Origin of the sequence: Flaviflexus massiliensis (assembly GCF_001375495.1) — a bacterium.
In the GTDB taxonomy this organism is placed as follows: domain Bacteria; phylum Actinomycetota; class Actinomycetes; order Actinomycetales; family Actinomycetaceae; genus Flaviflexus; species Flaviflexus massiliensis.
This window is the reverse complement of record NZ_LN831057.1, coordinates 331,957-357,000: the sequence shown is the minus strand read 5'-3', so window position 1 is coordinate 357,000 and position 25,044 is coordinate 331,957. Positions and strand designations below refer to the sequence as shown.

21 protein-coding genes and 1 pseudogene are annotated in these 25,044 nt (G+C 59.5%); 5 read left to right on the top strand and 17 right to left on the bottom strand.

Going from position 1 to position 25,044, the window contains the following annotated elements:
- Nucleotides 1–145: 145 nt before the first annotated feature.
- The 13 genes and pseudogenes from BN1241_RS03175 to BN1241_RS12195 all read right to left on the bottom strand — a co-directional run bounded on the left by BN1241_RS03175 (nt 146) and on the right by BN1241_RS12195 (nt 13,500).
- Complete coding sequence (locus tag BN1241_RS03175) at nt 146–778, bottom strand: MusI family membrane protein (RefSeq protein ID WP_054952252.1); 633 nt, start codon at nt 776–778, stop codon at nt 146–148.
- 5 nt (nt 779–783) lie between these two features.
- Nucleotides 784–1,698 carry a carbohydrate ABC transporter permease gene (locus tag BN1241_RS03170; protein WP_082418179.1) on the bottom strand — a complete coding sequence of 305 codons (915 nt, stop codon included), beginning with the start codon at nt 1,696–1,698 and terminating at the stop codon, nt 784–786.
- A complete protein-coding gene (locus BN1241_RS03165) occupies nt 1,695–2,540 on the bottom strand; it encodes a carbohydrate ABC transporter permease (protein ID WP_054952251.1) in 846 nt (281 codons plus the stop codon). The genes BN1241_RS03170 and BN1241_RS03165 overlap by 4 nt, the downstream gene beginning before the upstream one ends.
- Before the next feature lie 88 nt (nt 2,541–2,628).
- Nucleotides 2,629–3,960, bottom strand: a complete 1,332-nt coding sequence (locus BN1241_RS03160; RefSeq protein WP_054952250.1) for an ABC transporter substrate-binding protein — start codon at nt 3,958–3,960, stop codon at nt 2,629–2,631.
- Nucleotides 3,961–4,227: 267 nt separating this feature from the next.
- Nucleotides 4,228–4,527: pseudogene (locus BN1241_RS12950) on the bottom strand (integrase core domain-containing protein); the annotation flags it as partial.
- A 7-nt stretch (nt 4,528–4,534) separates the two neighbouring features.
- On the bottom strand, nt 4,535–5,938 hold the full coding sequence (locus tag BN1241_RS03150; protein WP_147599188.1) for an IS30 family transposase: 1,404 nt from the start codon (nt 5,936–5,938) through the stop codon (nt 4,535–4,537).
- A 71-nt stretch (nt 5,939–6,009) separates the two neighbouring features.
- A complete protein-coding gene (locus BN1241_RS03145; protein WP_077138251.1) occupies nt 6,010–6,639 on the bottom strand; it encodes an IS3 family transposase in 630 nt (209 codons plus the stop codon).
- Nucleotides 6,636–6,956 carry a transposase gene (locus tag BN1241_RS03140; RefSeq protein WP_054951752.1) on the bottom strand — a complete coding sequence of 107 codons (321 nt, stop codon included), beginning with the start codon at nt 6,954–6,956 and terminating at the stop codon, nt 6,636–6,638. The genes BN1241_RS03145 and BN1241_RS03140 overlap by 4 nt, the downstream gene beginning before the upstream one ends.
- 372 nt (nt 6,957–7,328) lie before the next feature.
- On the bottom strand, nt 7,329–8,444 hold the full coding sequence (proB, locus tag BN1241_RS03135) for a glutamate 5-kinase (protein ID WP_054952248.1): 1,116 nt from the start codon (nt 8,442–8,444) through the stop codon (nt 7,329–7,331).
- The gene (gene obgE / locus BN1241_RS03130; protein ID WP_054952247.1) at nt 8,441–9,958 is read right to left on the bottom strand and encodes a GTPase ObgE; all 1,518 of its coding nucleotides are present in this window, start codon (nt 9,956–9,958) and stop codon (nt 8,441–8,443) included. Before obgE ends, proB begins: the two co-directional genes overlap by 4 nt.
- Nucleotides 9,959–10,027: 69 nt before the next feature.
- Entirely contained in the window at nt 10,028–10,285 is a 258-nt protein-coding gene (gene rpmA / locus BN1241_RS03125; protein WP_054952246.1) for a 50S ribosomal protein L27, read from the bottom strand.
- A gap of 19 nt (nt 10,286–10,304) precedes the next feature.
- Nucleotides 10,305–10,622 carry a 50S ribosomal protein L21 gene (gene rplU / locus BN1241_RS03120; protein ID WP_077138250.1) on the bottom strand — a complete coding sequence of 106 codons (318 nt, stop codon included), beginning with the start codon at nt 10,620–10,622 and terminating at the stop codon, nt 10,305–10,307.
- Between the two features lie 133 nt (nt 10,623–10,755).
- On the bottom strand, nt 10,756–13,500 hold the full coding sequence (locus BN1241_RS12195) for an Rne/Rng family ribonuclease (protein WP_077138249.1): 2,745 nt from the start codon (nt 13,498–13,500) through the stop codon (nt 10,756–10,758).
- Between the two features lie 611 nt (nt 13,501–14,111).
- Between BN1241_RS12195 and BN1241_RS03110 the strand changes: the two genes are divergently transcribed.
- The 5 genes from BN1241_RS03110 (at nt 14,112) to BN1241_RS03090 (ending at nt 21,810) form a co-directional block, all read left to right on the top strand.
- Nucleotides 14,112–15,590: a cytochrome ubiquinol oxidase subunit I gene (locus tag BN1241_RS03110; protein ID WP_054952244.1), complete on the top strand. Its 1,479-nt coding sequence runs from the start codon at nt 14,112–14,114 to the stop codon at nt 15,588–15,590.
- A gap of 8 nt (nt 15,591–15,598) precedes the next feature.
- Nucleotides 15,599–16,729 (top strand): cytochrome d ubiquinol oxidase subunit II, encoded by a 1,131-nt coding sequence (gene cydB, locus BN1241_RS03105; protein WP_054952243.1) that lies wholly within the window; start codon nt 15,599–15,601, stop codon nt 16,727–16,729.
- Nucleotides 16,730–16,793: 64 nt separating this feature from the next.
- Nucleotides 16,794–18,422, top strand: a complete 1,629-nt coding sequence (cydD, locus tag BN1241_RS03100) for a thiol reductant ABC exporter subunit CydD (RefSeq protein ID WP_054952242.1) — start codon at nt 16,794–16,796, stop codon at nt 18,420–18,422.
- Nucleotides 18,419–20,137, top strand: a complete 1,719-nt coding sequence (cydC, locus tag BN1241_RS03095; protein ID WP_054952241.1) for a thiol reductant ABC exporter subunit CydC — start codon at nt 18,419–18,421, stop codon at nt 20,135–20,137. Before cydD ends, cydC begins: the two co-directional genes overlap by 4 nt.
- Nucleotides 20,134–21,810 (top strand): GAF domain-containing sensor histidine kinase, encoded by a 1,677-nt coding sequence (locus BN1241_RS03090; RefSeq protein WP_077138248.1) that lies wholly within the window; start codon nt 20,134–20,136, stop codon nt 21,808–21,810. The genes cydC and BN1241_RS03090 overlap by 4 nt, the downstream gene beginning before the upstream one ends.
- A gap of 280 nt (nt 21,811–22,090) precedes the next feature.
- Here BN1241_RS03090 and BN1241_RS03085 read toward each other — a convergent pair whose 3' ends face one another.
- The 4 genes from BN1241_RS03085 to BN1241_RS03070 all read right to left on the bottom strand — a co-directional run bounded on the left by BN1241_RS03085 (nt 22,091) and on the right by BN1241_RS03070 (nt 25,015).
- On the bottom strand, nt 22,091–22,711 hold the full coding sequence (locus tag BN1241_RS03085) for a response regulator (protein ID WP_452124446.1): 621 nt from the start codon (nt 22,709–22,711) through the stop codon (nt 22,091–22,093).
- A gap of 141 nt (nt 22,712–22,852) precedes the next feature.
- Complete coding sequence (gene mutM, locus BN1241_RS03080) at nt 22,853–23,740, bottom strand: bifunctional DNA-formamidopyrimidine glycosylase/DNA-(apurinic or apyrimidinic site) lyase (RefSeq protein WP_054952239.1); 888 nt, start codon at nt 23,738–23,740, stop codon at nt 22,853–22,855.
- Complete coding sequence (gene rnc, locus BN1241_RS03075; protein WP_054952238.1) at nt 23,733–24,464, bottom strand: ribonuclease III; 732 nt, start codon at nt 24,462–24,464, stop codon at nt 23,733–23,735. Before rnc ends, mutM begins: the two co-directional genes overlap by 8 nt.
- Nucleotides 24,461–25,015 carry a YceD family protein gene (locus tag BN1241_RS03070; protein ID WP_054952237.1) on the bottom strand — a complete coding sequence of 185 codons (555 nt, stop codon included), beginning with the start codon at nt 25,013–25,015 and terminating at the stop codon, nt 24,461–24,463. Before BN1241_RS03070 ends, rnc begins: the two co-directional genes overlap by 4 nt.
- Nucleotides 25,016–25,044: the final 29 nt, after the last annotated feature.

Here is a 25,044-nt window from a genome sequence, read left to right as displayed (position 1 = left end):
GGTTCTTCTGCGGTGAATAGTGAGCCTCGAAATCACAGGCTGAGGGCGGCTGAAGCCGGTTTGTCTGGCCGTGGTCCCCTGAATCCAAATAATCAATAAGTACGAGACCGGTCACACATGACTAAAAGCGCCTTGGCAGGCCTCGCTACTCGTCGCTGCCGAATGTCTTGAGAGGAGTAGCGAGGAGCAGGTCGTGAACGTAGATGATGGCTGCGGGAAGGATGATGAGGTTGGCAAAGACGAGGACGCCGAGAATATCAGGGTTGAGGTAGAGGATGACGGGCTGGATGAGGAGAAGAGCCAGGCACACGAGGGTTCGGGGCAGGAATCGGATCGCCAGGAGTGCTGATCTCTTGGATGCTGAACTCATGGGAGCCCGGTACTGGCTGATGTACGGGAAGTACCAGATAGCAAAGCCCAGGATGAGGATGATGCCGGTGATGGAAAGGATCGTGGCGATCGTGCCCGGCAGGCCCAATGCCATGCGGCCAATCGCCCAGATTTCCCAGGTTGCCACCAGCAGCAAAACCAGGATTGAAAGCCACGCACCGGTCGCCCGCCGAAAAGTTTTCTTGAAGCTGTTCCAGAAGGTGCGGGCTGGTGAGGAGCCCTCCTCCCGGAGTTGCTGGAGGAGGGCCGCGTGGGCACCCGCTGCTGAGGCACCCACGGTAACGATGGGTAGGCAGAAGAGAACAAACAGCACGTTGATGATGATTGCCTCGGTAACCGCGAGCAATCCGTTGTAGAACTTGGTGTCGGGTGCGAGCCACCCCGCCATACCAATCAGCCCTTGACGGATCCGGCGACGACGCCCTTGATGATGTACTTCTGGGACGCGAGGTAGAAGACAACGATCGGAATGATCGCGAGTACCAGCATCGCCATCATCGCCCCCATGTCCCGATTACCATTCGAACCCACCAGCATCTGTACCACCACGGGAATGGTCTTGTACCGGGTAGATAGGCCGATGACGAGGTATGGGAGGAGGTAGTCGTTCCAGATCCACATGGCGTTGAGGATTGCCACGGTCACGGTTGTGGGCTTGAGGATGGGAAGGACAATCCGGAAATAGTTCTGGATCGGCCCGCAGCCATCAATGTAGGCCGCCTCCTCAATCTCGAACGGGATGCCTTTGACGAACCCGGAGAAGATAAACACCGAGAGCCCTGCGCCGAAGCCGAGGTAAAGGACCACCATGCCGAGCGGGTTGTTGAAGTGCAACATGTCGGCGATCTTCACGGTGGGGAACATGACCATCTGGAATGGGATCACCATCGAGAAAACAAACAGGTAGTAGATGATCGATGTCCACCAGGTTTTGACCCGGGTGATGTAGTAGGCGGTCATTGCACTGAAGAACACCACGGCCGCAACGGATAGCACGGTGATGACAAAGGACCAGAGGATGGCCTCGAAGAACCCTGTCCGTGCCAGGCCTGTCGTGTAGTTCTGGAGTCCCGCCCACATGTCCCCCAGTGGCAGAGCGAACGGATCGGAGCTGATCGAGAACTTGTGTTTGAACGAGTTGATGAGGATGAACAGGATTGGCCCGATGAAGACAACAACAAGAAGGACGAGCACAACGTAGTAGAAGCCGTTGCGGACCGATTTGGGCTTCTCCCCCGCCGCGAGCTTCTCGTTTCCCTCGGGCAACGGCTCACCCGCCTGTTCAGCATGTTCGATGATGGCGCTCATGCCTCAACCTCCTTGCTTCGGGTCATACGTAACTGGATAAGTGCGATGAAGACTACGATGACGACAAAGATGACGGCCTTGGCTTGGCCCACGCCTTCCTGTCCGATCCGGGCGAACATCGTGTTGACGATGTTGAGCGCAACCATTTCCGTCTGCGACTGCGGTGCGCCGTTGGTCAGTGCGAGGTTTTGGTCGTACAGCTTGAAGGTACTTGAGAGGGTGAGGAAGATGCAGATCGTGATCGTGGGCATGATGACCGGGATGGTCACGTGCCGGAGGGTCTGCCACCTCGTAGCCCCGTCAATTTCAGCCACTTCGGTGAGTTCCTGCGGGACCGATTGCAGGCCGGCAATGTAGATGATCATCATGTAGCCCACCTGCTGCCAGTTGATGAGCAGGATGAGGCCAACGAAACCATATTCCCACTTGGAGATGATGGTGGTGCCGTAGTTGGAGAGGACGGCGTTGATCATTTGCTGCCATGTGTAACCGAGAACGATTCCGCCAATGAGGTTCGGCATGAAGAACACGGACCGGAAGAAGTTCGTGCCCCGCAGCCTTTGGGTGAGCATTCGCGCGATCGCGAACGCAAAAATATTGACCGACACGACGGCGACAAGGACAACGAGGATCGTGAACGTGAACGAGCTGGTGAAGCCCTGGCTCTCCTCGAGGGCGCGCTGATAGTTCTCGATCCCCACCCACTCGGCATTCGTGATCGTCGTGAAGTCAGAGAACGACAGGTAGATCCCGATGACGAAGGGCAGCAGGAACGCGATCGTAAACGCAATTCCTGTTGGTGCCACAAAGACGGGGAAGTATTTTTTTAATGCTTTTTGCATGCTGTCTCGATTCGGGAGCGCGTCCTTGCACTCCATCGACAAAGGTGGTGCTGGGGGCGGTATGGTCACCGCCCCCAGCGGTCAGGTATTAGCCTAGGTTGGCCTTTTCAGTGGCCCAGCTCGTGACGAAGATATCGACTACTTCATCCCATTCCATGTTGCCCGATGCGTACTGTGCGAGGCCGCCAGCGAAGTCTTCCTTGAACTTCTGTGACGGGAAGGTGGTGAACACCCACGGAATCGGTTCAAGATCCGGGTCGGTCATGTATCGGTTTACTTCCTGGGCGAGCGGGTCGTTCGGGGTGGAATCACCAAAGGACTTGAAGGGGGCAATGAAGCCGAGATCGTTGGTCACGTAGTCCATGCCCTCCTCGGAGCTGAACAGCCAGTTGACGAAGTCAATCGTTGCCTGCTGGTCGGCTTCGGAAGCCTCGGAGTTGATGGCCATGAAAGCCTCGGTACCAATGTTGATGCTCTTCGACTCTTCGCCCTCAACGCCGGTGTAGATCGGGAGGAACTTGATGTCTTCCTCGGCGACAACGTTGCCTTCGATGCCTTCGATCTGGCTCCAGGCCCAGTTGCCGTTTTGTACCATGGCGGCCTTGCCGGTCGCGAACTCCTGCATGGAGTCGGTGACGGTCTTCGAGGGGGTGAGCGAAGGCTCGACCGTCGAGTTGGTGAGGTAGAGGTCGAAAATATTCTTGTAGTTTTCGTTGTAGGAGAAGGCGATCTCTTCCTTGTCGGTCACGCCCTCCTCGTCGTACTCGTAGAACACCGGGATGTTCGCCAGGTGGGTCTGGAAGCGCCATTCCTCACCCGTTGCGAGCGAGGTCGAGGCGAAGACGCCCTCAATGCCGAGCTCGTCCTTGCGAGCCTGCATATCATCCGTGACTTCCTTCAGGGTGTCGAAGTTGTCGATTTCGTCCATGGAGGTGACGACCGCATCGTCCATCGCAAAGTAGTCATCGAAGATCGCCTGGTTGTAGATGATGCCGTAACCCTCAACGGCCAGCGGCACACCGTAGATCTTGCCGTCCTCGCCCTTGAGGGCAAGGCCCGGGTCGTTCAGATCCTGAGCGAAATCGGTGTCGTCTAGTTCAAGAGCGTAATCCTGCCAGTTGACGAGACCCATCGGTCCGTTGATCTGGTACAGGGTCGGGGCATCAGATTTAGTGATCTCGGACTTGAGGGTCTGCTCGTATGTACCCGAGGCTGCGGTGACGACCTTGACCTCGACACCGGTCTCTTCCGTGTAGGCAGCCGCAATCTCCTTGTAGGTCTCTTCAGATTCCGGTTTCCAGTTGAGGAAATAGACCTTGCCCTTGCCATCGGACTCGTCATCGGACCCGCATGCAGTAAGGCCGACGAGAGTAAAGGCGCCGACCGTCAGCGCTGCGACGGCCTTCCTAGCGTTGAACATGTTGTGTCCTCCTTCGGACATCCAAAAAGCTCACCAGCGTCCTTGCCGGCAAGGTATTCACAGACAACTTCCTAACTTTTTGTGCGGAGGAAGTTTCCCTTCGTGAGATCTTCATCATGACACAGATTATTTTCTCTTAGCAAGCCGACCCGCGTCACGCAGAAGAACCCTAAGCCAACCACTTGCCACTCGCTTCACATCACATAAAGCAAGCAATTTAACCTACCAAACAGTGGAAATGAATCGCCCTGGGTTTTGTTCCGCTTTTTATACGGGGCTCAGGGCTTGAGCCTGGGTCATATGATAACTTGCTTCGATTTCGGTCGGGGTCTGATAGTCCAGGGCTTCATGCAATCGTCTCGTGTTCCACCAGTGGACCCAGTTCATCGTTTCGAATTCCACCTCAGTAGCTGACGGCCAAGCGGGGCGAGCATAGATCAACTCGGCCTTATATAACCCGTTGACGGTCTCAGCTAACGCATTGTCGTACGCGTCTCCAGCAGTGCCAACCGAGGCCGTCAGACCAGCCCTGGCCAGATGTTCAGTGTAGCGAATGCTGACGTATTGCTTGGATTCAATCGGTGGTTGCAACACTGCTGTTTTGAATTGATTGTAATTGTTCTTTAAATACTTCGGCTGGGGTTCGAAATCCGAGGACTTTTCTTGGTCTGTTATTGAGCGTGTAGGCGATGGCGGCGAGGTCTTGGGCTGTCCATCGAGACAGGTCGGTGCCTTTGGGGAAATACTGGCGTAAGAGCCCGTTGCTGTTTTCATTCGTGGGCCGTTGCCATGGCGAGTGAGGGTCAGCGAAGAACACTTTCGTGCCCGTGGCTAGAGTGAAAGCGGCATGGTCAGCGAGCTCGGTTCCTCGGTCCCAGGTCAACGTTTGACGTAATTGTAATGGCAGATCGGTTATCGCGGTTTGTAGGGCGGAGTTCATCGCTTGAGCTCCGAATCCGCTCAAGGCAGGTCCCTTTTTCGTCCTTGGTTGTTCATCCCAGCCGTCCAGGCGAGGCAGGTGCACCAGCAGGGTCGACCGGCTGTAGCGTTCAATCACGGTCCCGATCGCTGAACGTCCGGTGCCGATGATCAAGTCGCCTTCCCAATGGCCAGGTACTGCCCGATCCGAGGCTTCAGGGGGCCGGTTAGAGATGACAACATCGTCAGTCACGTGTCCATGCGGTTTCGACTTGCTCCTGGCCCGGGGTTTACGCAGTGCCCGCCCAGTGCGTAGTGCGGCAACGAGGTCACGCTTAAGCGCCCCGCGCCCCTCGATATACAAGGACTGGTAGATCGCTTCATGGCTGATTCTCATACTCTCATCATCGGGGAAGTCAATCCTTAACCGCTGCGATATCTGCTCCGGGCTCCATGCAGTAAACCACTGACGGTCTGCCCTGTGAGGTTTGTTCCGGCCCTTCCACCCAGCAGTACCAGGCCCCGCCATAACGACCCCGTTTTCATCTCGGACCGTCCCGGCAAGACGATCCTGAACGTAGTCTCGCAGTCGCGGATTACCCACGAGTTTTGCTTGTTTGGGACGCTTGGCGGCTTCCTGAGCTTTCCACTGCGCCACCCCTGCCCGATAGACGGTCGTGCCACCACGGGTGGCAGCGTTACGCCGTAGCTCACGAGAGATCGTCGCCGGATTGCGTCCGATCCGGCGGGCGATCTCACGTACCCCCAACTCTTGGGAGCTTAAGATCGCGATTTCCTCCCGTTCAGCAAACGATAGATACCGCCCCGAGGGCTCGTCCAATGTTAAGGGTCTCATCCCACCAGCATGACGGAACCACCGTGTCCCTACCGGTACGGACACCCCCACCCTCACGGCAGCCTCCGCAGTCGTGATTCCCGTAGCGATCAACGCCCAAAAGTCACGTTGAACTGCCCGCGAGGGAACCGGCCGGCCAGGTGAACGCATCGGGGGACGAAGCGCCCGATCCGCCCGCCACTGACGACGCACCTCCACCGGCATATCACCAGGCTTCCTACTCCAGTCATCCGTAGCCATCGACTCACACCTTTCCCACCAAGGTGTTGCGACAATCAATTGAATCCACCTTGCGACCCTCGATCGCTGTGATGAACTAATCCTTCAAGCGCTTGGCCCTTGGCGCTGAGCAACGCGTGTTCCAACGCTTCCAACGGCAGCGCATCGGTGCGCATCGTGGTCCGAGTCGCCCAGCCAACAATTTTGCGACTGAATGCATCGGTGACAAACGCGGTATAGCAAAATCCGCTGGTCGTGCGCACATAGGTAATATCAGCAACCCACAGCTGATGCGGTGCATTCACCTTGAAGTTCCGATTGACCAGATCCGGCCGGTGATCTGGCACCTTCGCTGGGCTCGTCGTGCGTGGCTTCCGGCCACGAACGACACCGCGGATTCCGGCCAGGCGCATCAGCCGGGCGACTTGGTCGCGGCCCACATCCCACCCAGCACGGGTCATGGCATGCCACATTTTGCGCACCCCATAGACCCCATAATTAGCCTGGTGCAACTCTTTGACCACCGGAATCAACGCCGCATCGCGTTGCGCGCGCTGACTGGCTGGTCGTGTCTTGGCTGCCCGGTACCCGCGTGAGGTGATAAACCCACGGTCTGTCGCACCCAACACGCGACAGATGGACTCGACTCCGAAACGATCCCTGAACATGTCAATGTAAGCAATCATCTCGTCGTGGGGCGGTCGAGCTCCGCTGCGAAAAAAGCTGACGCCGTCTTGAGGATCTCATTGGCCCGGCGCAGCTCGGCGTTCTCGCGTTTGAGCTTCCGGATTTGCTCCTGCGCATCCGTAGACACTCCCGACTTCTTGTCGGTATCAACCTCGGCCTGTTCCACCCATCGGCGCAACGTCTCGGTTGCGATACTCAGCTTCGGCGCGGTCTCACGAATCACCACATAGCGACTTGGCGCATCATCATCTTCTAATCGATCAAACACCATACGCGTCGCGCGGTCTTTAAACGATTGAGGGTACTTACTTGGCATAGTTCCATCCTCTCATCACAGGACGGAACAAAACCCAGGACGGTTCACAATTTTCCCATCATAACTAGCTGTGAAAAACCCACCGTCACCACCCCATTTGCCCACCATTCCTCAGTCGGCCATGACAATTCGACCAAACAAGCAGAATCGGAGCAAGGCCATCGGCGCTCAACTTGAGCATATAGGAATTTTCGCTCGCCCAATGGTCGAGGTACCGAATAGATCTAGAAGAAGGTCAGCTCCTAGGTACCAATCAGGCCTACAACACCAAACGGGTTCATCCGCAAATGACCTATCCCGCGACTCTAACTCACCGGGGTATCTACGTGGTTACGTGTGGAAATCCCGGTGAGTGAGGATAGTGAAGCAACGCTATTGACGCATGAGCACCATGTCGTCGACGTGCACCGCGGGACGGCCCGCTCCCGCCACACCGGCGGAGCCGCGCAGGCGCTCCGAATCCCATCCGGCGAGTCCACGAGCAACCAAATTACCGCCGGGCCCAATAATGTCGATGGGGTCGCCTGGGTCAAAGGTGCCGACAACATCGGTGATACCAACAGCGAGAAGCGAGTTCCCTCCGGATTCAAGGGCTGTGACCGCACCAGCATCGAGACGAACCTGTCCCGACGACTGAGCTGCGTGAGCGATCCACAAAGCCCTCGCATTCGACTTATTGCCGGTTGTCGCAAACCAGGTGCCGACCGGTTCTCCAGCGAGAGCCTTCCCGAGGTTGTCAGCGGAAGTGACGATCGTGGGGATTCCGAAAGCGGTGGCCATGCGGGCCGCCGTCACCTTCGTTGCCATGCCACCCGTACCAAACGAGCTGCCTCGCCCGGTGATTGAATACTTCTGCAGTTCGGACATGTCGCCAACGAAGGGGATGCGGCGTGAGCCGGGCTCCTTGGGCGGGCCGGAATAGAGCGCATCAACGTCCGTCAGGAGAAGCAGGAAGTCCGCATCGATCAGGTGGGCGATGAGTGCGGCAAGTCGGTCATTATCCCCCAGTCGTAGCTCCGTCGTTGCCACGGCATCGTTCTCATTGACGATTGGAACAATTCCCATGGTGAGGAGCTTGTCGAGAGCCAGTCGAGCATTGCGGTAGTGATTGCGACGGATCACATCATCGGCCGTGAGCAGGACCTGTCCAATGCCGATGCCGTGAGCCGCGAAACGTTCACTATATTCGGCCATGAGCTTCGTCTGTCCGACCATGGCGGCGGCCTGAAGTCCGGACATGTCCGTGGGGCGGGATGTGATACCGAGGCTACCGACACCGGCTGCCACCGCACCCGATGAGACGAGCGCGAAGCGCTGGTCCCGCCGATAGGCCTCAGCCAGGGTCTCCGACAGTGACTGGAGTTGCTCGTGGTTGAGCGTGCCATCGGACAGAGTCAGGGATGAGGAACCAACCTTGACAACGAACTTGGGGGCGCTGGGGACGAGCGACCTGTTGGCAAGTCCCCTCTTGTCGGTTCCGCTGGTCACTGTTCCTCCGGGTCGGTCCAGACTCCGGACTCACGCTCCATCCACAGTTCCTGACGAGCCGCCTCCTTCGCGTCCATCTTCTCGTAGAAGGCCTCGCGCTTCTCCTTACGGGAGGGCCGGGAAACATCGTCGAAGCGCAGGTCGGTGCCGCGCGGGCCGAGCAGTTCAGCACCGGTCGCCATGGTCGGCTCCCAGTCGAACACGACTCCCCCATCAATCTCACCAATGACTACAGTATCCCCGGCGAGGGCACCTTCCTTGACGAGGGCGTCTTCAACACCGAGCTTCGCAAGCCTGTCAGCGAGGTAGCCCACGGCCTCATCGTTGTCGAAGTTCGTTTGACGAACCCAGCGCTCCGGCTTGTCGCCAATGATCTGGTAAAACGTGCCCTGGCTACCACCGAGGCGATTAATGTGGAATTCGTTCCGTGCGCCGCGCGGGGTGGGACGTAGCACGATCGGTGCGGGCTCCTCCTCGGGCTGGTTGGCACGCACCTTCGTCACGGTCCTTGCGAAAGCGAACGACAGCTCCCTCAGTCCCTCGTGGGACACGGCGGACACAACGTAGGTCGGGTACTTATCGCCAATTTCTTCCGCCACGAACTCTGCCAGTTCCTTCGCTTCCGGAACATCGGCCTTGTTGAGGACGACGATGCGGGGGCGATCCATGAGCGGCTCATGACCGTGGGTGGGCGGGATCTGCTGGGAGTAAACCTCGAGCTCGTTCTCGATCGTTTCCAGGTCCGTAATCGGGTCCCGGCCCGGTTCGAGTGTGGCGCAGTCAAGCACGTGGACAATCACAGCGCAGCGTTCGATGTGGCGAAGGAACTCAAGCCCCAAGCCACGACCTTCCGACGCCCCGGGAATCAGTCCGGGCACATCAGCGATCGTGTATCGCACCCCCTCAGCATCCACGACACCGAGATTGGGGATGAGGGTCGTAAAGGGGTAGTCCGCAATCTTGGGCCTAGCAGCGGACATGGCGGCGATGAGAGAGGACTTGCCTGCGGACGGGAAGCCCACCAGAGCTACATCGGCCACGGACTTCAATTCGAGTACGACATCGATCTCATCACCCTGGTCACCCAGGAGAGCGAAACCGGGGGCCTTACGCTTCGGGGAGGCAAGAGCAGCATTGCCGAGGCCACCCTGACCACCCTGCGCAAGCAGATATTCGGCACCTGCACCGACCAGGTCGGCCAGCACATCCCCGTTCATCGACTTCACGACCGTGCCGGACGGCACACCAAGAACGAGGTCCTCGCCGCTTTTGCCGATCCTCAGGTCACCTTCACCCGGTTTGCCAGACGCGGCACTCTGGTGAGGAGAACGGTGATAGCTCAAGAGAGTCGTGACCTGCGGGTCAACCCGAAGAATAATGTCGCCACCATTGCCGCCATTGGCACCATCGGGGCCGCCAAGGGGCTTGAACTTTTCACGACGAACGGACACACAGCCGTTGCCGCCGTTCCCTGCCTTTGCGTGCAGGACGACCCTGTCAACGAAACTCGCCACCGTAACCTCCAAATAAAATGACAGGAGGGGTGGACGGCAGTGCCGTCCACCCCTCCCCTACATACTAGTTCAGGCGGAAACCGGAACGATGTCGACGACCTTGCGGTCGCGACGGACACCGAATTCAACGGTGCCAGCGGAAAGTGCGAACAGTGTGTCGTCCTTGCCGCGTCCGACATTGTTGCCGGGGTGGAACTTGGTGCCGCGCTGGCGGACGAGGATCTCGCCGGCGGAAACGAGCTGACCACCGAAACGCTTCACGCCGAGGCGCTGTGCGTTAGAGTCGCGGCCGTTGCGCGTTGAGGATGCACCCTTCTTGGTTGCCATAGTTCAGGTCCTTCTTTACTCAGGCGATCGAGGTGATCTTCACGCGGGTCAGCTGCTGGCGGTGACCCTGGCGCTTGCGGTACCCCGTCTTGTTCTTGTACTTAATGATGTCGATCTTCGGGCCCTTTTCGGCACGGACGATTTCAGCGGTCACCGTTGCGGAAATCCCGTCCGCAGACGTGGTGACCTTATCGCCATCGACAAGCAGGATCGGGTCGAGCTCGACCTTGTCACCGGCCTCGCCCTCGATCTTATTCATGACGACAATGGAGCCGACGGACACCTTTTCCTGGCGGCCGCCAGCCTTGACAATCGCGTAAGCCACGTTGTTGCTCATCTCTGGTTGACGTATGCGGACATTAAAGTCTTGTGCCCGGGTTAGGCACCGACGTCCCATACTACTTTATTCGGTTTCTTCCAGCCAAGCCCGAAACTGCGAAAGTCAGGGCGATTGGCTGTGTTTTTCAGCACTACTTCGCTGGGAAGGTCATGATCGCGGGCGTGGATGACTTGGGAATGATCGTACCCGAGGAGGCGGAACGTCGGGTCTTCCGGTTCTCATCCTCCACCTTCGCCTCCACAACCTTCGGTACAGGCTTCGGCTTGTCCTTCTTCACCGCCGGGGCCGCGGGGGCGGGCTTCTCGGTGACGATAATGGGGCTTGCCGAGGACGTGGTGATCGTTCCCGTTGAGGATGCGCGACGGGACTTCCGCTCTGCCGCGGGTGCGGTGCTCGTAGCCTGCTGGTCCTTCTCACTCACTCCCGTTGATGCTGTGGAATTACCGGAAAGTTCGTCAACATGTGCGGGGACGTTCGCCGTGTCGTTGCCGAACTCAATCTTGCCCGAGACCGCCTTCGTGGCGGGCTTGCTCGATGCATCCGCTGCCAGCTTTGACAGGTCTTCGCTCAGGTCCGGAATCTCGTGGCCCGCATCCGACTTCGACTGGTTCGAGGTCTTGCGTGACTGCGAGCGCGAGCGACCGTTCTTTCCATTTCGTCCGTGACCGGAGCCCTTACCCCCGCGCGTGGAAGTGCCGGACTTGTCCTCGGTCGAAGAAGAGTCGCCGCTAGCGGTTTGCTTCTTCGCCGACTGGTCGTCCTGTTTCTCACTGTCCTGGTGACTCTGAGCGGCAGCCGCAGCGATTGAGGCGAGAGCGGACTTCACTTCCTCCCGCTTGGCAGAATCATCTTCCTGCGGTGCGGGAGCAGGCTTGTCCTGCTTCTGGGGCTGCTGCTGCACCTGCTTGGAGGCATCGCCCTTTTCTACCGGGTTCGTGTGGATGTGGTAGCCGCGCCCATCGCAGTGTTCACAGGTGCTCGAGAAGGCTTCCACGAGGCCCTGCCCGACCCTCTTACGGGTCATTTGGACGAGACCGAGGGAGGTCACTTCGGCTACCTGGTGGCGGGTACGGTCCCGGCCCAGGCACTCGATGAGGCGGCGTAGCACGAGGTCGCGGTTAGATTCGAGAACCATGTCAATGAAGTCGATGACGATGATGCCACCGATGTCGCGCAGGCGCAGCTGACGGACGATCTCTTCGGCGGCCTCGAGGTTGTTCTTCGTGACCGTCTCTTCGAGGGTGCCACCGGTTCCCGTGAAGCGTCCCGTGTTGACGTCAACAACCGTCATGGCTTCCGTACGATCGATGACAAGAGAGCCGCCCGAGGGCAGATACACCTTGCGGTCCATGGCCTTCGCCAGCTGTTCATCGACGCGAGCATCGGTGAAGATGTCCTTGCGATCAACCCACTTGTGGACCCGCTCATCGAGTTCGGGCGACAGTTCGTGAACGTATTCCTTGATGGTGGAGTACGTGTTGTTGCCCTGCACGTGGAGGGATTCAAAGTCTTCGTTGAAGACGTCACGGACCACGCGAACAGCCAACTCCGGTTCGCCCTTGAGGAGGACTGGGGCGGACTTGGCGGAATCGGACTTCTCCTGAATCTCGGCCCACTTCTTGGTCAGTCGCTCAATATCCTTACGGAGCTGCTCCTCCGTAGCACCCTCGGCAGCGGTCCGAACGATCACGCCGTGCTCATCGGGAACCAGTTCCTTCAAAAGCTTCTTCAGGCGCTGACGCTCCCGCTCGGGGAGCTTGCGGGAAATACCGGTCATGGCGCCCGAGGGCACGAGAACGAGGTGGCGACCGGCGAGGGTGATTTGCGCGGTTAGGCGCGCACCCTTGTGCCCGATCGGGTCCTTCGTGACCTGAACGAGAACGGTTTCGCCGGACTTAAGGGCGGATTCGATGCGGCGGGGCTTGCCTTCGAGGCCTGCGGCCTCCCAGTTCACCTCACCCGCGTAGAGAACGGCGTTGCGTCCCTTACCGATGTCAACGAAGGCGGCTTCCATTGAGGGCAGTACGTTCTGGACGCGGCCGAGGTAGACGTTGCCAACCATCGACACCTGGGTGTGGCGGGCCACGTAGTGTTCGACCAAGATGTCATCCTCGAGAACGGCAATCTGGTTGAGACCGTCCTGCTCGCGTACGAGCATCTTTCGATTGACGGATTCGCGGCGTGCGAGGAACTCCGATTCGGTGATCGTGGTGCGGCGGCGTCCGGCCTCGCGGCCGTCCTTCCGTCTCTGGCGCTTCGCCTCCAGTCGCGTCGACCCCTTGAGTGCCGTCACTTCATCAGAGGAGGTGGAGCGGCGACGGCGGCGACGCCTCGTCGTCACCCCTTCTTCTACCGAGTCGTGATCGTCACTCTCGTCACTGCCCGAGGAATCGTTGTCATCTGACCTGTTTGCATTCGCGGAGCCAGTGTTCCTATTGGCGCGAGCGGAACGGTCGGTGTTGCCGGAGCCGTCGGTGTCGTCAGAGTCTGAACGATCATCCTGCGAGCCAGATTCATCAGAATCGGACGAGGCTGTCTGCCTGCGCGAGCGTGACCGGGTCCTGGTACGGGACTGCTGGTTACTGCTTTCTTCGTGCCGTTCGGAGGAGTCACCGTGATCATCCGACTGATCCGACTGCTCATTGCTTTCAGTGCTGTCGGTATTGTCGGAGCTGTCTGGGTTGTCGTTTGAGCGTCCGCGGCCACGCGATCCTCTTCTGCGGGGCTTACGCTCGTCCTCGTCGTCATCGTGGCGGACCGGTTCGGGTGCGCTGCGTCGAATTGCGGTGCTGGGGTCCGGTTCCTGGAAAAGTAGGTAGGTTGCGGGTAGGGCGCGCTTTGGCGCTGCGTTGTTTTCGGCCTGTTCTTCGGCCATGAGAACTCCTGTCCGGGAAGGTCGCACGGAACACTTCCCACGTGAATCGCCGCTGTGGCGGAAGTCTTCAGCTGCATCGTTCTCGGGCAGCACACCGGCGGTGGCGCACACTCAAACAGCAGTCACTTCACGGCTCGTGCCCGTCAAGCTCCGTGCAATTCTCTCATACTTTCCACCAGCCGGCGTGAGCGGACATGAAGAGGCGGGCACGGAAGTCCGTTCTTTTTCGATTCATACCCACCTGTCTGAATGGCACCGCGGGTGAACGGAAAGAAGGGTGCAGGATTGCCGGCACGGGACCAGCACGTTTCCAGACACCTGTCGTGCACCTGAAATTTGGCCACTTTGACGAACCTAGCGGCGCACCATCACCCACCTCTTTAAATCCAAATGAGACATTTGCGCAGGTGTACGCCGCGAGAGGCCCGCAAGGTGATTGACTTGGTGAGGAGATCAACAACTGATCAAGGGAGGCGACCTAATCCGCGCCGTGTCAAAGATCTAAAGTTTTTATATGACACAGTGTCTTAAAACAGGACTTTGGTCCTATGCTCGAATGGGCTGAGGGCATAAATTTATGCCATCTATTACTGAAAAGGAAGGGGATGTAGGTGGAAGCGCTCGACCTCGCACGGTGGCAATTCGGTATTACCACCGTCTACCACTTTATCCTTGTCCCACTGACGATTGGCCTCGCACCACTGGTTGCCATCATGCAAACCAAGTGGCTGCGTTCAGGCGAAGAGAAGTGGCTGAAATTAGCCGAATTCTTCGGCAAGATTCTCATTATTAACTTTGCTCTCGGTGTTGCCACCGGCATCGTCCAAGAGTTCCAGTTCGGCATGAACTGGTCGGAGTACTCCCGTTTCGTGGGAGATATTTTTGGTGCTCCGCTCGCCTTCGAGGCGCTCATGGCGTTCTTCCTCGAGTCGACCTTCCTTGGCCTGTGGGTCTTTGGCAAGGGACGGATGAGCGCGAAGCTCAACACCCTGTGCATCTGGATGGTGGCTATCGGCGTTAACCTGTCCGCCTACTTCATTCTCTGCGCAAACTCGTGGATGCAGCACCCTGTTGGTGCGATCTACAATGAGGAGACGGGCCGCGCCGAACTCGACGGTGTTGGTGGCTTCCTCGAAGTCTTGACAAACAACACGGCGATTGCCGCAACCTCGCACACCGTGACGGCCGCGTTCCTCGTGGCGGGCACCGTCGTGGCAGGCATCTCTGTCTGGTGGATGGTGCGTTCCTCGAAGCAGAATATTGAAGGCCAGCCCGAGATGTGGCGTTCGGCCGCCCGTTTCGGCTTCGTTACGATCCTCATTGCGTCCGCCGGTGTTGCCCTGTCAGGCCACTACCAGGGTCAGCTCATGTACGAGCAGCAGCCGATGAAGATGGCATCCGCCGAAGCACAGTGCCACACAGAAGAGAGCGCCCCCCTGTCCATTCTCGCAATCGGTGACTTTACAAACGACTGTGACAACGTCGTTCGCATTATCGACATCCCCTTCGTGACCTCGTTCATGGCAACCAACCACTTCACGGGCCCCGAGTCCGAGGTTGCTGGCGTGGACTCGGTCCAGGCCTACTACCAAGAAAAGTACGCGGACCAGTTCGGTGAGGACTACGACTACCGTCCGAACCTCGTCGTCACCTACTATTCGTTCCGCCTCATGATCGGTCCGATCGTGTTCCCCGTGATCCTTGCTCTTGCTGGGCTCTGGTACACCCGCAAGGACCGCATTTGGGAGTCGCCCCTGTGGCAGAAGTTTGCGCTCGTCACAATCCCCATGCCCTTCATTGCCTCCTCCTTCGGTTGGATCTTTACCGAGATGGGTCGCCAGCCCTGGGTGGTGGCACCGAACCCGACGGGTGTCGACAACGTCCTGCTACTCACCGATTACGGTGTCTCGCAAACAACGAGCCCCGGCGCGGTCCTCACCTCGCTCATCGCCTTCACCCTGCTCTATGCAGCGCTCGGTGTCGTGTGGTTCTTCCTCGTTCGGCGGTACACGCTAGAGGGAATCGACCTGACGACGGAGAAGGCACCGCATCCCGATGACGAAAACCAGCCGCTGAGCTTCATCTACTAGGAGACATCATGGATTTTCTTCCCGTACTCTGGTTCATTCTCATCGCTGTCCTCTGGGTTGGGTACCTGACCCTCGAAGGATTCGACTTCGGTGTCGGCATGCTGTTCCCACTCGTATCGAAGGGCGAAAAGGAGCGCCGCGTCGCGCTCAACACGATCGGCCCTCACTGGGACGGTAACGAGGTCTGGCTGCTGACAGCAGGTGGCGCGATGTTCGCTGCCTTCCCGGAATGGTACGCAACCATGTTCTCGGGCATGTACCTCGCACTCCTCCTCGTCCTGCTGCTCCTCATTGTCCGCATCTGCGCGCTCGAATGGCGTGGCAAGATCAACTCCGACGTGTGGCGTAAGCGCTGGGACATTATCCACACCGGATCTGCCTGGCTCGTCTCGATCCTCTGGGGTGTCGCGTTCGCGAACCTCGTGCAGGGGATGGAGATTGAGGTCCTGCACATCACCGATCCCGCGACGCAGACCTTCGAGGTCGTCTCACCCGCCGCGGTTGAGTCGGCAACTGTTGCGGAAGCCGCAAGCTACACGCACCACCTGACGGGCGGGTTCTTCTCCCTGCTCACACCGTTCACGATCCTCGGTGGCCTTGTCACCCTCAGCCTGTTCCTCACCCACGGTGCGGTCTTCATGGCGCTCAAGACCTCCGGTGATATTCACGAACGGACGAAGAAGCTCGCGGCCCGCCTCTCCATCGCTTCCCTCCTCATCACGGCCGTGTGGGCAATCTGGGCTCAGCTTGCCTACGCGACAGGTGCCTGGTCGTGGCTGCCGCTCGGCATCTCCGCGATCTGCCTGGTCCTGACCGTGTTGTTCACGCAGCGAGCAGACGAGAAGCGTGCCTTCGTCGCCAACTTCATTGCAATCGCGGCCGCGGTGGCGTTCATCTTCACCGCCATGGCTCCCAACGTCATGAAGTCCTCCATCGATCCCGCCTACTCCCTGACCATTAGTGAAGCGTCCGCGACTGGCCCAACCCAGATCATCATGTCGGTGGCGGCACTCATTCTCGTACCGATCATCATCGGATACTCGATCTGGTCCTATAAGGTATTTTCGAAGCGACTGCACGTCGACGATATTCCTGACACTCCTGCAGGCCTGCCAATCCAGATGGATAACGCACGCTAGTAGCACGACTGGTGGGCGCGGCTCTGGCCGCGCCCACCTCTTTCTTTTCTCTAAGGTTGTGGTTGTGAAACCCCTGGATCCCAAACTGCTGTCCCACGCATCCCCGGCACGGCGCTACGTTCTGCTCGTCACCCTCACGGGATTCCTGTCAGCAGCGCTCATCATCGCCCAGTGCTTCCTCATCTCCTACGCGATCTCCCCCGCCATCGGCGGTAGGGCGGGTCTGGAGGATGCTCTGCCGTACGTGGGCATGCTTGCACTTGTCGTCCTGGGCCGCATTCTCGTCACGTGGGTGCAAGAATCCTTCGGACATCGAGCTGCTCTCGCAACGATCGCAACACTGCGGGAAAACGTCCTGACCCGGGCGGGGGCGCTCGGGCCGCGCTGGCTTGCGTCACGCACGAGCTCGATCGCGACGTTTGCGATCCGGGGATTGGAAGATCTCGAACCCTACTTTGTGAAGTACCTGCCCCAACTGCTTCTCACCGCGACCGTCACCCCCGCTTCCCTCCTTGTCGTCCTGCTGCTTGATTGGCCGTCCGCTCTCATCGTTGTCTTCTGCATCCCCATCATCCCCATCTTCATGATCCTCATTGGGAAGATGACGGAGTCGACGTCGCAGCGGAAGCTGGCGGCGATGGAGTCTCTTGGCGGGCAGGTTCTCGACCTGCTGGCAGGCCTGCCGACGCTCAAGGCCCTCGGCCGCGAGCAGGGGCCGAAAAAGCGCATCAATGACCTTGGTGAGTCCTACACGAAGACAACGATGGAATCACTCCGTATCGCCTTCCTGTCGGGCTCTGTCCTCGAGTTTCTTGCCACCCTGTCGACCGCTCTCGTTGCAGTCGAGGTTGGCTTCCGCATGGTCTACGGTCACCTTGATCTGACCACGGGGCTCATCATCATCATGCTGACTCCCGAGATCTTCAAGCCCCTGCGGGAGGTGGGCTCCCAGTACCACGCATCGACGGATGGTCTGGCTGCGGCCGAGCAGGCGATTGAGATCATCGAAACTCCCGTGTCCGAGCCCGGCAAAACTCCCGCACCGCCCGTGCCCACCTCCCCCATCAAGCTCCTCGATGTGTCCGTGGAGGCCGAAGGACGCGGCGTCCTTGCCCCCGCCAACCTCAGTGCGACAATCGAACCCGGCCTGATCACGGCCCTCGCGGGACCGTCCGGTGCCGGCAAGTCAACCGCCGTCTCCCTCATTCTCGGACTCCACACCCCCACGACGGGCACTGTCACGGTCGGTGGTGCGGATCTGTCAACGATCGATCCCGCTTCCTGGTGGTCCCAGATCTCCTGGGTTCCCCAGCGCCCCGTCATCGTCCCCGGAACCGTCGCCGACAACGTGGGCTCACAGGACAGTGCTGCAGCCGAATTAACCGGCTTCGATGAGGTTCTCGCTGATCTACCGAGCGGTTGGGACACGGTTATCGGTCAGGGCGGTGTCGGACTGTCGCTTGGGCAGCGCCAGCGGCTCGCCCTCACGAGGGCCTTCACCGAGGATCGTCCCCTCCTGGTCCTTGACGAACCAACCGCGCATTTGGATGCCGTATCAGAGTCACGGATCTTGGCAACGGTGCAGGCCGCCAAGGAACGCGGGCAAACCGTTCTCGTCATCGCCCACCGCGACTCCCTCCTCAAGATCGCAGATCGCGTCATTCACGTGACGAGTAAGGAACTGGTCTCATGATTCTGGGTCGGAACGAACGCCACGCCCTCCGCAGGGTGCTGGCCATGCTCGACATCAAGAAGGGCCGGTTCTTCCTGTCGGTCCTCTTTGGTTCCCTCGGGCTCGGCAGTGCGATCGCGCTGTCCGCGGTCTCCGCGTGGCTCATTGCTCGCGCGAGCCAAATGCCGCCCGTCCTCGAACTGTCCGTCGCAGCCACGTCCGTGCGCATGTTCGGCATCGGTAAAGCCCTCTTCCGCTACCTGGAACGCCTCGCCTCCCACCGGGTGGCCCTGGCGGGGATGGGGAACCTGCGGACCAATATCTATGCACACCTCGCCGATTCGACCGATTCGCGGGTCGCTGGTTTACGCAGGGGCGACCTTCTCGCCCGGACTGGTGCGGACGTGGATACGATCGGCGACACCGTGGTGAAGGCGATCCTGCCCGCCTGCATTGCCTTCACCACCGCCTTCATTTCGGTCGGCATCGTCTGGTGGCTGTCGCCTCCCATTGCCATTGCCCTCATCTTCTGCCTCCTCCTGTCCGGTGTAGTGGGGCCCGTCCTGTCCGGCATCAGCGCCCGCAGGGCAGGCGCCGACCAGGTGGATGATGAGGCGGAGCTGACGGCACTGTCCCTGGCCGTTCTCGAGGGTGCAGGCGAGCTTCGAGTGTCGGGCCGGCTGGGTGAGATGATGGCGGAGGTCGAACGAACCGAAGCCCGGATCCGCGGCCACCGCGACAGATCCGCGAAGCCGCTCGCGTGGGCCGCAGCAATCGATACGCTTGCGCTTGGCTTGTCGGTCATCGCCGCCATCATCATCGGTGTGGGACAGCTCGATGCGGGGATCATCAACGGGATTGAGCTCGCCGTCTGCGTTCTTGTTCCGCTCGCAGCATTCGAGGGCACCGCGGCGCTCGGCCCGGCCGCCCAGGAACTTGTCCAGTCCGGTCAGGCCGCGCTACGGATCAGCGACCTCCTCGGTGAGGACGAGCCGCAACCTAAAAAGAACGCTACCGACCTCGAACCGGTCGTGGCGGCCAGGGACCTGGTGGTGGGATGGCCGGGAGGACCGGATATTGCCGGTCCGTTCAATCTCACGATCACACCGGGCAGCAAGATCGCGATCGTTGGCCCCTCAGGGATCGGCAAGTCGACCCTGCTAGCCACGTTTGCGGGACTCATTCCACCGCATGCCGGTTCCGCCACGATAGGCAATCTTCCCGCCTACGATCTTGACCGCGAGTCCGTCTCGCGCGTCCTCCTGCTCAATTATGAGGACGCTCACATCTTCCACACGACCGTCATGGAGAACCTCCGGGTGGTGCGTCGTGACCTGACCGAAGCCGAGGCTCACGATGCTATTGCTCGGGCCGGGCTCGGTGACTGGTTGGAGCGGCTCCCGCACGGTCTTGACACGATTCTTGGTGTGGATGGAACGACGGTTTCCGGTGGTGAGCGACGCCGGCTCCTCCTCGCCCGAGCACACGCCTCTCACGCCCCGATCCTTGCCCTCGACGAACCGGGCGAACACCTCGATCCGGAGACTGCTGACAGGTTGCTGGCAGACTTGTTTGCGTCAGAGCTGGGCATGATTGTTGTAACGCACCGACTGACCGGACTGGAGAATGTCGATACGATTGTTTATCTGAGCGACAATGGTATCGAGGTCGGCACACTGGCCGATCTCATGGCAACGAGCCCCGAGCTGAGGTGGGCGGTACAGGAGAGTCAATGACCGATCCCATCGGATATGCGATCACCCAGAACGACGAAGACCACGGCGGCCTGTTTGATTCTGCGCTAGCACTGACTTCCCGGCTCAACATCACGGCCGCCCTCCAGGAGTTCGTCGAATCTGCACGGAAGCTGACCGGGGCCCAGTTCGCTGCCCTCGGCATTCTCGGTAGCCGAGGGGAAACGGTCGCCTTCCACTATTCGGGGATGGACGTGCCGGATCCGAGCAAACTGCCCCACCCGCCCCACGGTAATGGTGTGTTTGCGGAAATACCCGTCGACTCCCCTCTCATCATCAACGACCTGTCCAACCATCCCGCGTTCGAAGGGTGGCCGAGCTACCATCCGCGGATGAAGAACTTCCTCGGTGCCCCCGTCCGCATCCAGGAGCAGGTTTTTGGCCGGATCTATTTGGCGGACAAGGAGAACGGCTTCAACGAAGACGATGCCTCCAACATTTCCCTCCTCGCATCCGCCGCCGCGGTCGCCATACAAAACGCCCGCCTCTATTCCGAATCCGAAGACCGAGCAGCCTGGATCGGGGTCTCCCAATCAATCACAACGGCACTTTTGGAGGGAACCGACGAGGAGGAGGCACTCGAACTCATTGCGAAGAAAATGAGGGAAGTGTCCAAGTCCTGTACCTCCCTCATCGTCCTCCCCTCGATCGGGGATGCCTGGGTGTGCGAGATTGCGGACGGCCTCAATGCCGATGAACTCATCGGTCTGGAATTCCCACCCGATGGCAGGGCCCAAACCGTGATCCGCGAAGGCTCCGGTGTTGTCGTCGACTCGATGACCCGCACCCGAACCATGAGGATCCCGGAACTGCGCGGCTATGGCCCCGCACTGTACGCCCCAATGATCGTCGGTGGTACCGGTGCCGGTGTCATCATCCTTCTGCGTTCACGCAGCCAGGAAGAGTTTGATTTGGCGGATTTGGCGATGGCCGAATCTGTTTCCAAGCAGGCGGCACTTGCCCTTGAGCTTGCGGCAGCCCGCCACGCCCAGGACGTCGCGGCACAGATCGACGAACGTGCCGCAATTTCCCGCGACCTCCACGATCTTGCCATCCAGCAACTCTTCGCCACCGGAATGCAAATCACCGCGATCAGGGAAGGCCTGGAAAGCAAGGGAGCTGACGAGGCCATCGTGTCGCTCCTCAATCAAGCAATATCTTCCGTTGACGAGTCCGTGAAAGAAATCCGACACATCGTTCACCGTCTGCGCGAACCCGATGCCACCGTTGTTCTAGTGGAGCGACTCCGCCGGGAAGCCTCCCTTGCTCGCAACTCCCTCGGATTCGCCCCATCATTCGTCATCTCCCTCGACGGCACTATTCTCCCTCCCGATGTTGATCTACAAACGGTTGCTAACGTCGACAACAGGGTCGGTGCCGATATTGCGGACGACATTGTCGCCGTCACTCGTGAGGGCCTGTCAAATGCTGCTCGCCACGCTAAGGCCTCCTCGGTAGCGGTCACCGTCGCTATCACTCACGAGTCGGTCGATATCATGGTGGAAGACGATGGTGTGGGCCTCAGCCCGTCCCAGTCACGTCGTTCCGGTCTGTCGAATCTCGCTGCGCGTGCCCGCCGCCACCACGGCTCGTTCGCCATCTCGCCTGCACCTGACCGTGGAAGCATCATGACCTGGTCGGTTCCTCTCACCTAGCACCCCTTCTCCGAATCACACCACTGAGGATTCCGGCTCTCAAGCCGCTACCGAGACGACTCCAGTCATGGGGCGGTGATGATCCGTGCGGTCTTGGTCAGAATGGCAGGGAACAGTGTGAGGTGGCTTGAATTGAATCGGATCGCATTGACGAGGTTCGCAGTCGCGAGGATAGAGTGCTGCTGCAGTTAAGAAAATGGGTAGCAAGCCGGAAGCCTGCTACCCAGAACGGTGCGATCATCAGTTCCCGCACCGCAAGGAATGAAAGGAATGAGTTGGGCTAGTTCTGTGCCCGCCATCCCGCCGCACGCTGACCGGCCACCCACGCAGCAACCTGGGTGCGGCGTTGCAGACCCATCTTCGACAGCAGGGACGTGATGTGATTCTTCACGGTCTTCTCAGCCACGCCGAGACGTTCGCCGATCTCACGGTTGGAGAGGCCCTCACCGATGAGGTCCAAGACCTTCCGTTCTGATGGGGTCAGATCCGCGGTCGGATCGTCATGATCGGCACGGCGACGCGTGAGCGTCCGCTCATCAAGCAGCACGCGACCGGCAGCAACCGCCTTGATCACTTCCGTGATCTCAGCGCCACGAACTGACTTCAGCAGGTAGGCCTTGGCACCGGCTTGGAGGGCCTCGTCGAGCGCATCATCATCGTCGAAGGACGTGAGGACAATGGGGCGCACCGTGGGCACTTCAATCGCGAGCTGCTGAATAATGTCGATACCGGTACCATCTGGAAGACGCAGGTCAACGAGCGCCACATCGGGCCTCACAACCTTCGCCCTCGTCATTGCTTCCGCAACGGAGCCAGCTTCAGCCACAACTGATAGGCCCTCGGCTCGCTCAACGACTTCGGAGATTCCGCGACGGACCACTTCGTGGTCGTCAATGATCATGACATGGATATCATCCCTGACTTCGCTCATACGAGTATTCTATCCTAGCGGTGCCAGTTGCATGCCGTTCTTTTACGGTTGTTGCCAAGGATTTGGGCCTTGCGACCATGTACTCAACGGGAAATACGGCGGCACCTACCCTTAGGTCCTGGTAGACAGTGGCTGGCAGACCGGGCAGAAGGTTGAGGATCTGTTCATGAACTGGATTTTGGTCATCGTCGCCCCGCACCGGACGCACGCTTGCCCACCTCGGCCGTAGGCTTGGAGGGAACGTTCGAAGTAGCCCGACGCACCATTCACGTTCACGTAGAGAGCATCAAAGGAGGTGCCGCCCTGGGCGAGAGCCTCGGTCAAGACTTCCGTTGACTGAAGCCACAGATCCTCAAGGGCTAGATACGGGAGTCCGTTGGTTTTCCTGCGCGGATTGATGCGAGCACGGAACAGTGCCTCGTCGCAATAAATGTTTCCCAGTCCCGACACGAGAGTCTGGTCAAGCATTGCTCGTTTGATCTCTGTTCGTTTCTTCCTCGTCCGTTTCGGTAGGTCGGCGAGGTCCAGTGCCGGGTCGAGGAGGTCACGGGCGATGTGGGAAACGGGAATGGGGATCAGCGTGGATGTGGTGCCAAGACCGGCCGGCGCCCCATCGGGAACCGGGGTCAGGGACGATCTCTGGATGTATCCGAACGTGCGCTGGTCGAGGAACCGGAGCTGGCTACCGTCCGTGAAGTGCAGCCTGGCACGCAAGTGGGGATGATCGGGTGCGGATGCGCCAGGCTTCGAGACAAGGAGCTGCCCGGACATGCCGAGATGGAAGTGGAGGGCCAGCCCCTCCATCTCAAACCACAGGTACTTGCCTCGGCGTGCGACAGCTTCAACGGTTCTCCCATGCAAGCCAGCAAGCCCGGCCACGCCCCCTTCGGAACGTTGAACGGCACGCGGGTGCAGGACCGTAATGAGTTCGAGTGTGCGGCCGAGGAGGAGCCGCTCCAGTCCTTCTCGGACCGTCTCCACCTCGGGTAACTCAGGCATTCATTTCTTTCTGAAGCATGTCGTAGCTGGCTTCAGCCGCAGCAATCTCGGCCTTGGCACGCGAGGTACCTTCGCCCTTCCCCCATGCACGCCCGCCAATCATCGCGGTCGCAACGTACTGGCGAGCGTGGTCGGGGCCGGAACCAACGATCTCGTAGCTGACGTCCCCCAGCTTCCCGTCGTTCGCCAACATCTGGATCGATGTCTTCCAGTCGAGTGCTGGACCCGCCTCGGTTGCCTCTTTCACGTAGGGCATCGTCAGTCGTTCCACGACTCCCCTCACCTCAGCCAGTCCCGAGGTTAGGTAGGTGGCGCCGATGAGTGCTTCGAGAGTGTCCGAGAGGATCGACGGCTTGTTCCTACCATCGGTGACGAGCTCACCGTTGCCGAGGAGAATAAATTCATCCAGCCCGATGGTCTTCGCGATCTCCGCAAGTGGCTTCTCGGAAACGGCAGCGGCACGGATCGGAACTAGGTCCGCTTCGGACATGTTCGGATAATCGTGGTAGATGCGGTCGGTGACGATGATGGAGAGCACGGAGTCGCCGAGAAGCTCTAGCCTCTCGTTCGTTGGCACTCCCCCGTTCTCAAATGCCCAGGAACGGTGGGTGAGGGCAAGCTCAAGAAGCTCGGAATCGACCTTGGCGCCCCAGGAGGTGATGAGGGCGTCCCGATCCGTTCGTGCGGGCGGATTGACCTTCCGCAGTCCTTTCGAGCGGCTCATTCGCCACGCTCTTCGGCAACGAGTTTGGCGCGCAGTTCGTCGAGCGGATCCGGTTCGGTAGGTGCCTGCTCGTGTGCGTGATCCTCGGGAAGGTCCGCCAGGCGTTCTCCGCACACCCCGCACAATCCCTGGCAATCAGGTTCACAACGGGGAATGAACGGCATCTGGCCCACAATTGTGTCGCGGAGGAGGACTTCCAGGTTAATGGTGTCGTCCTCGATGAGGGGGAGCTCTTCAGCTTCCTCATCACCCGATTCCTGCAGTGCCTTCGCCCTGTTCGGGTAGAAGAACAGTTCTGTCAGGTCAGCGTCACCCGGTTCTTCCACGACCTTGAGGCATCGTGCGCACTCGGCAACCGTGTCGTAGGTGGCGTGGGCGGTGACAAGAACGCCCTCGGAGACCGATTGGAGTGTTCCCTCGATATCGACGTCACCCTCAGTTTTCACAAGATCCGTTGCGAAGTCTGGTTCGGTAATGGTGAGCGATAGATCGGCCTGTGATCCCTCCTGGTGACGCAGATCGGACAGGGAGATGCGGTAGGGATCGGACATGGTGTCTCCTCGTGATGGTGGGGGCCCCG

Bases quoted from the DNA above. Each gene is read 5' to 3' on its own strand.
- cydB (WP_054952243.1), top strand. From the start codon at position 15,599: ATGGATTTTCTTCCCGTACTCTGGTTCATTCTCATCGCTGTCCTCTGG.
- BN1241_RS03090 (WP_077138248.1), top strand. From the start codon at position 20,134: ATGACCGATCCCATCGGATATGCGATCACCCAGAACGACGAAGACCAC.
- rplU (WP_077138250.1), bottom strand. From the start codon at position 10,622: ATGAGCAACAACGTGGCTTACGCGATTGTCAAGGCTGGCGGCCGCCAG.
- BN1241_RS03165 (WP_054952251.1), bottom strand. From the start codon at position 2,540: ATGCAAAAAGCATTAAAAAAATACTTCCCCGTCTTTGTGGCACCAACA.
- mutM (WP_054952239.1), bottom strand. From the start codon at position 23,740: ATGCCTGAGTTACCCGAGGTGGAGACGGTCCGAGAAGGACTGGAGCGG.
- BN1241_RS12195 (WP_077138249.1), bottom strand. From the start codon at position 13,500: ATGGCCGAAGAACAGGCCGAAAACAACGCAGCGCCAAAGCGCGCCCTA.
- BN1241_RS03070 (WP_054952237.1), bottom strand. From the start codon at position 25,015: ATGTCCGATCCCTACCGCATCTCCCTGTCCGATCTGCGTCACCAGGAG.
- cydC (WP_054952241.1), top strand. From the start codon at position 18,419: ATGATTCTGGGTCGGAACGAACGCCACGCCCTCCGCAGGGTGCTGGCC.
- rnc (WP_054952238.1), bottom strand. From the start codon at position 24,464: ATGAGCCGCTCGAAAGGACTGCGGAAGGTCAATCCGCCCGCACGAACG.
- BN1241_RS03160 (WP_054952250.1), bottom strand. From the start codon at position 3,960: ATGTTCAACGCTAGGAAGGCCGTCGCAGCGCTGACGGTCGGCGCCTTT.
- BN1241_RS03085 (WP_452124446.1), bottom strand. From the start codon at position 22,711: ATGATCATTGACGACCACGAAGTGGTCCGTCGCGGAATCTCCGAAGTC.
- rpmA (WP_054952246.1), bottom strand. From the start codon at position 10,285: ATGGCAACCAAGAAGGGTGCATCCTCAACGCGCAACGGCCGCGACTCT.
- BN1241_RS03140 (WP_054951752.1), bottom strand. From the start codon at position 6,956: ATGCCAAGTAAGTACCCTCAATCGTTTAAAGACCGCGCGACGCGTATG.
- BN1241_RS03145 (WP_077138251.1), bottom strand. From the start codon at position 6,639: ATGATTGCTTACATTGACATGTTCAGGGATCGTTTCGGAGTCGAGTCC.
- BN1241_RS03150 (WP_147599188.1), bottom strand. From the start codon at position 5,938: ATGCCGGTGGAGGTGCGTCGTCAGTGGCGGGCGGATCGGGCGCTTCGT.
- BN1241_RS03170 (WP_082418179.1), bottom strand. From the start codon at position 1,698: ATGAGCGCCATCATCGAACATGCTGAACAGGCGGGTGAGCCGTTGCCC.
- BN1241_RS03175 (WP_054952252.1), bottom strand. From the start codon at position 778: ATGGCGGGGTGGCTCGCACCCGACACCAAGTTCTACAACGGATTGCTC.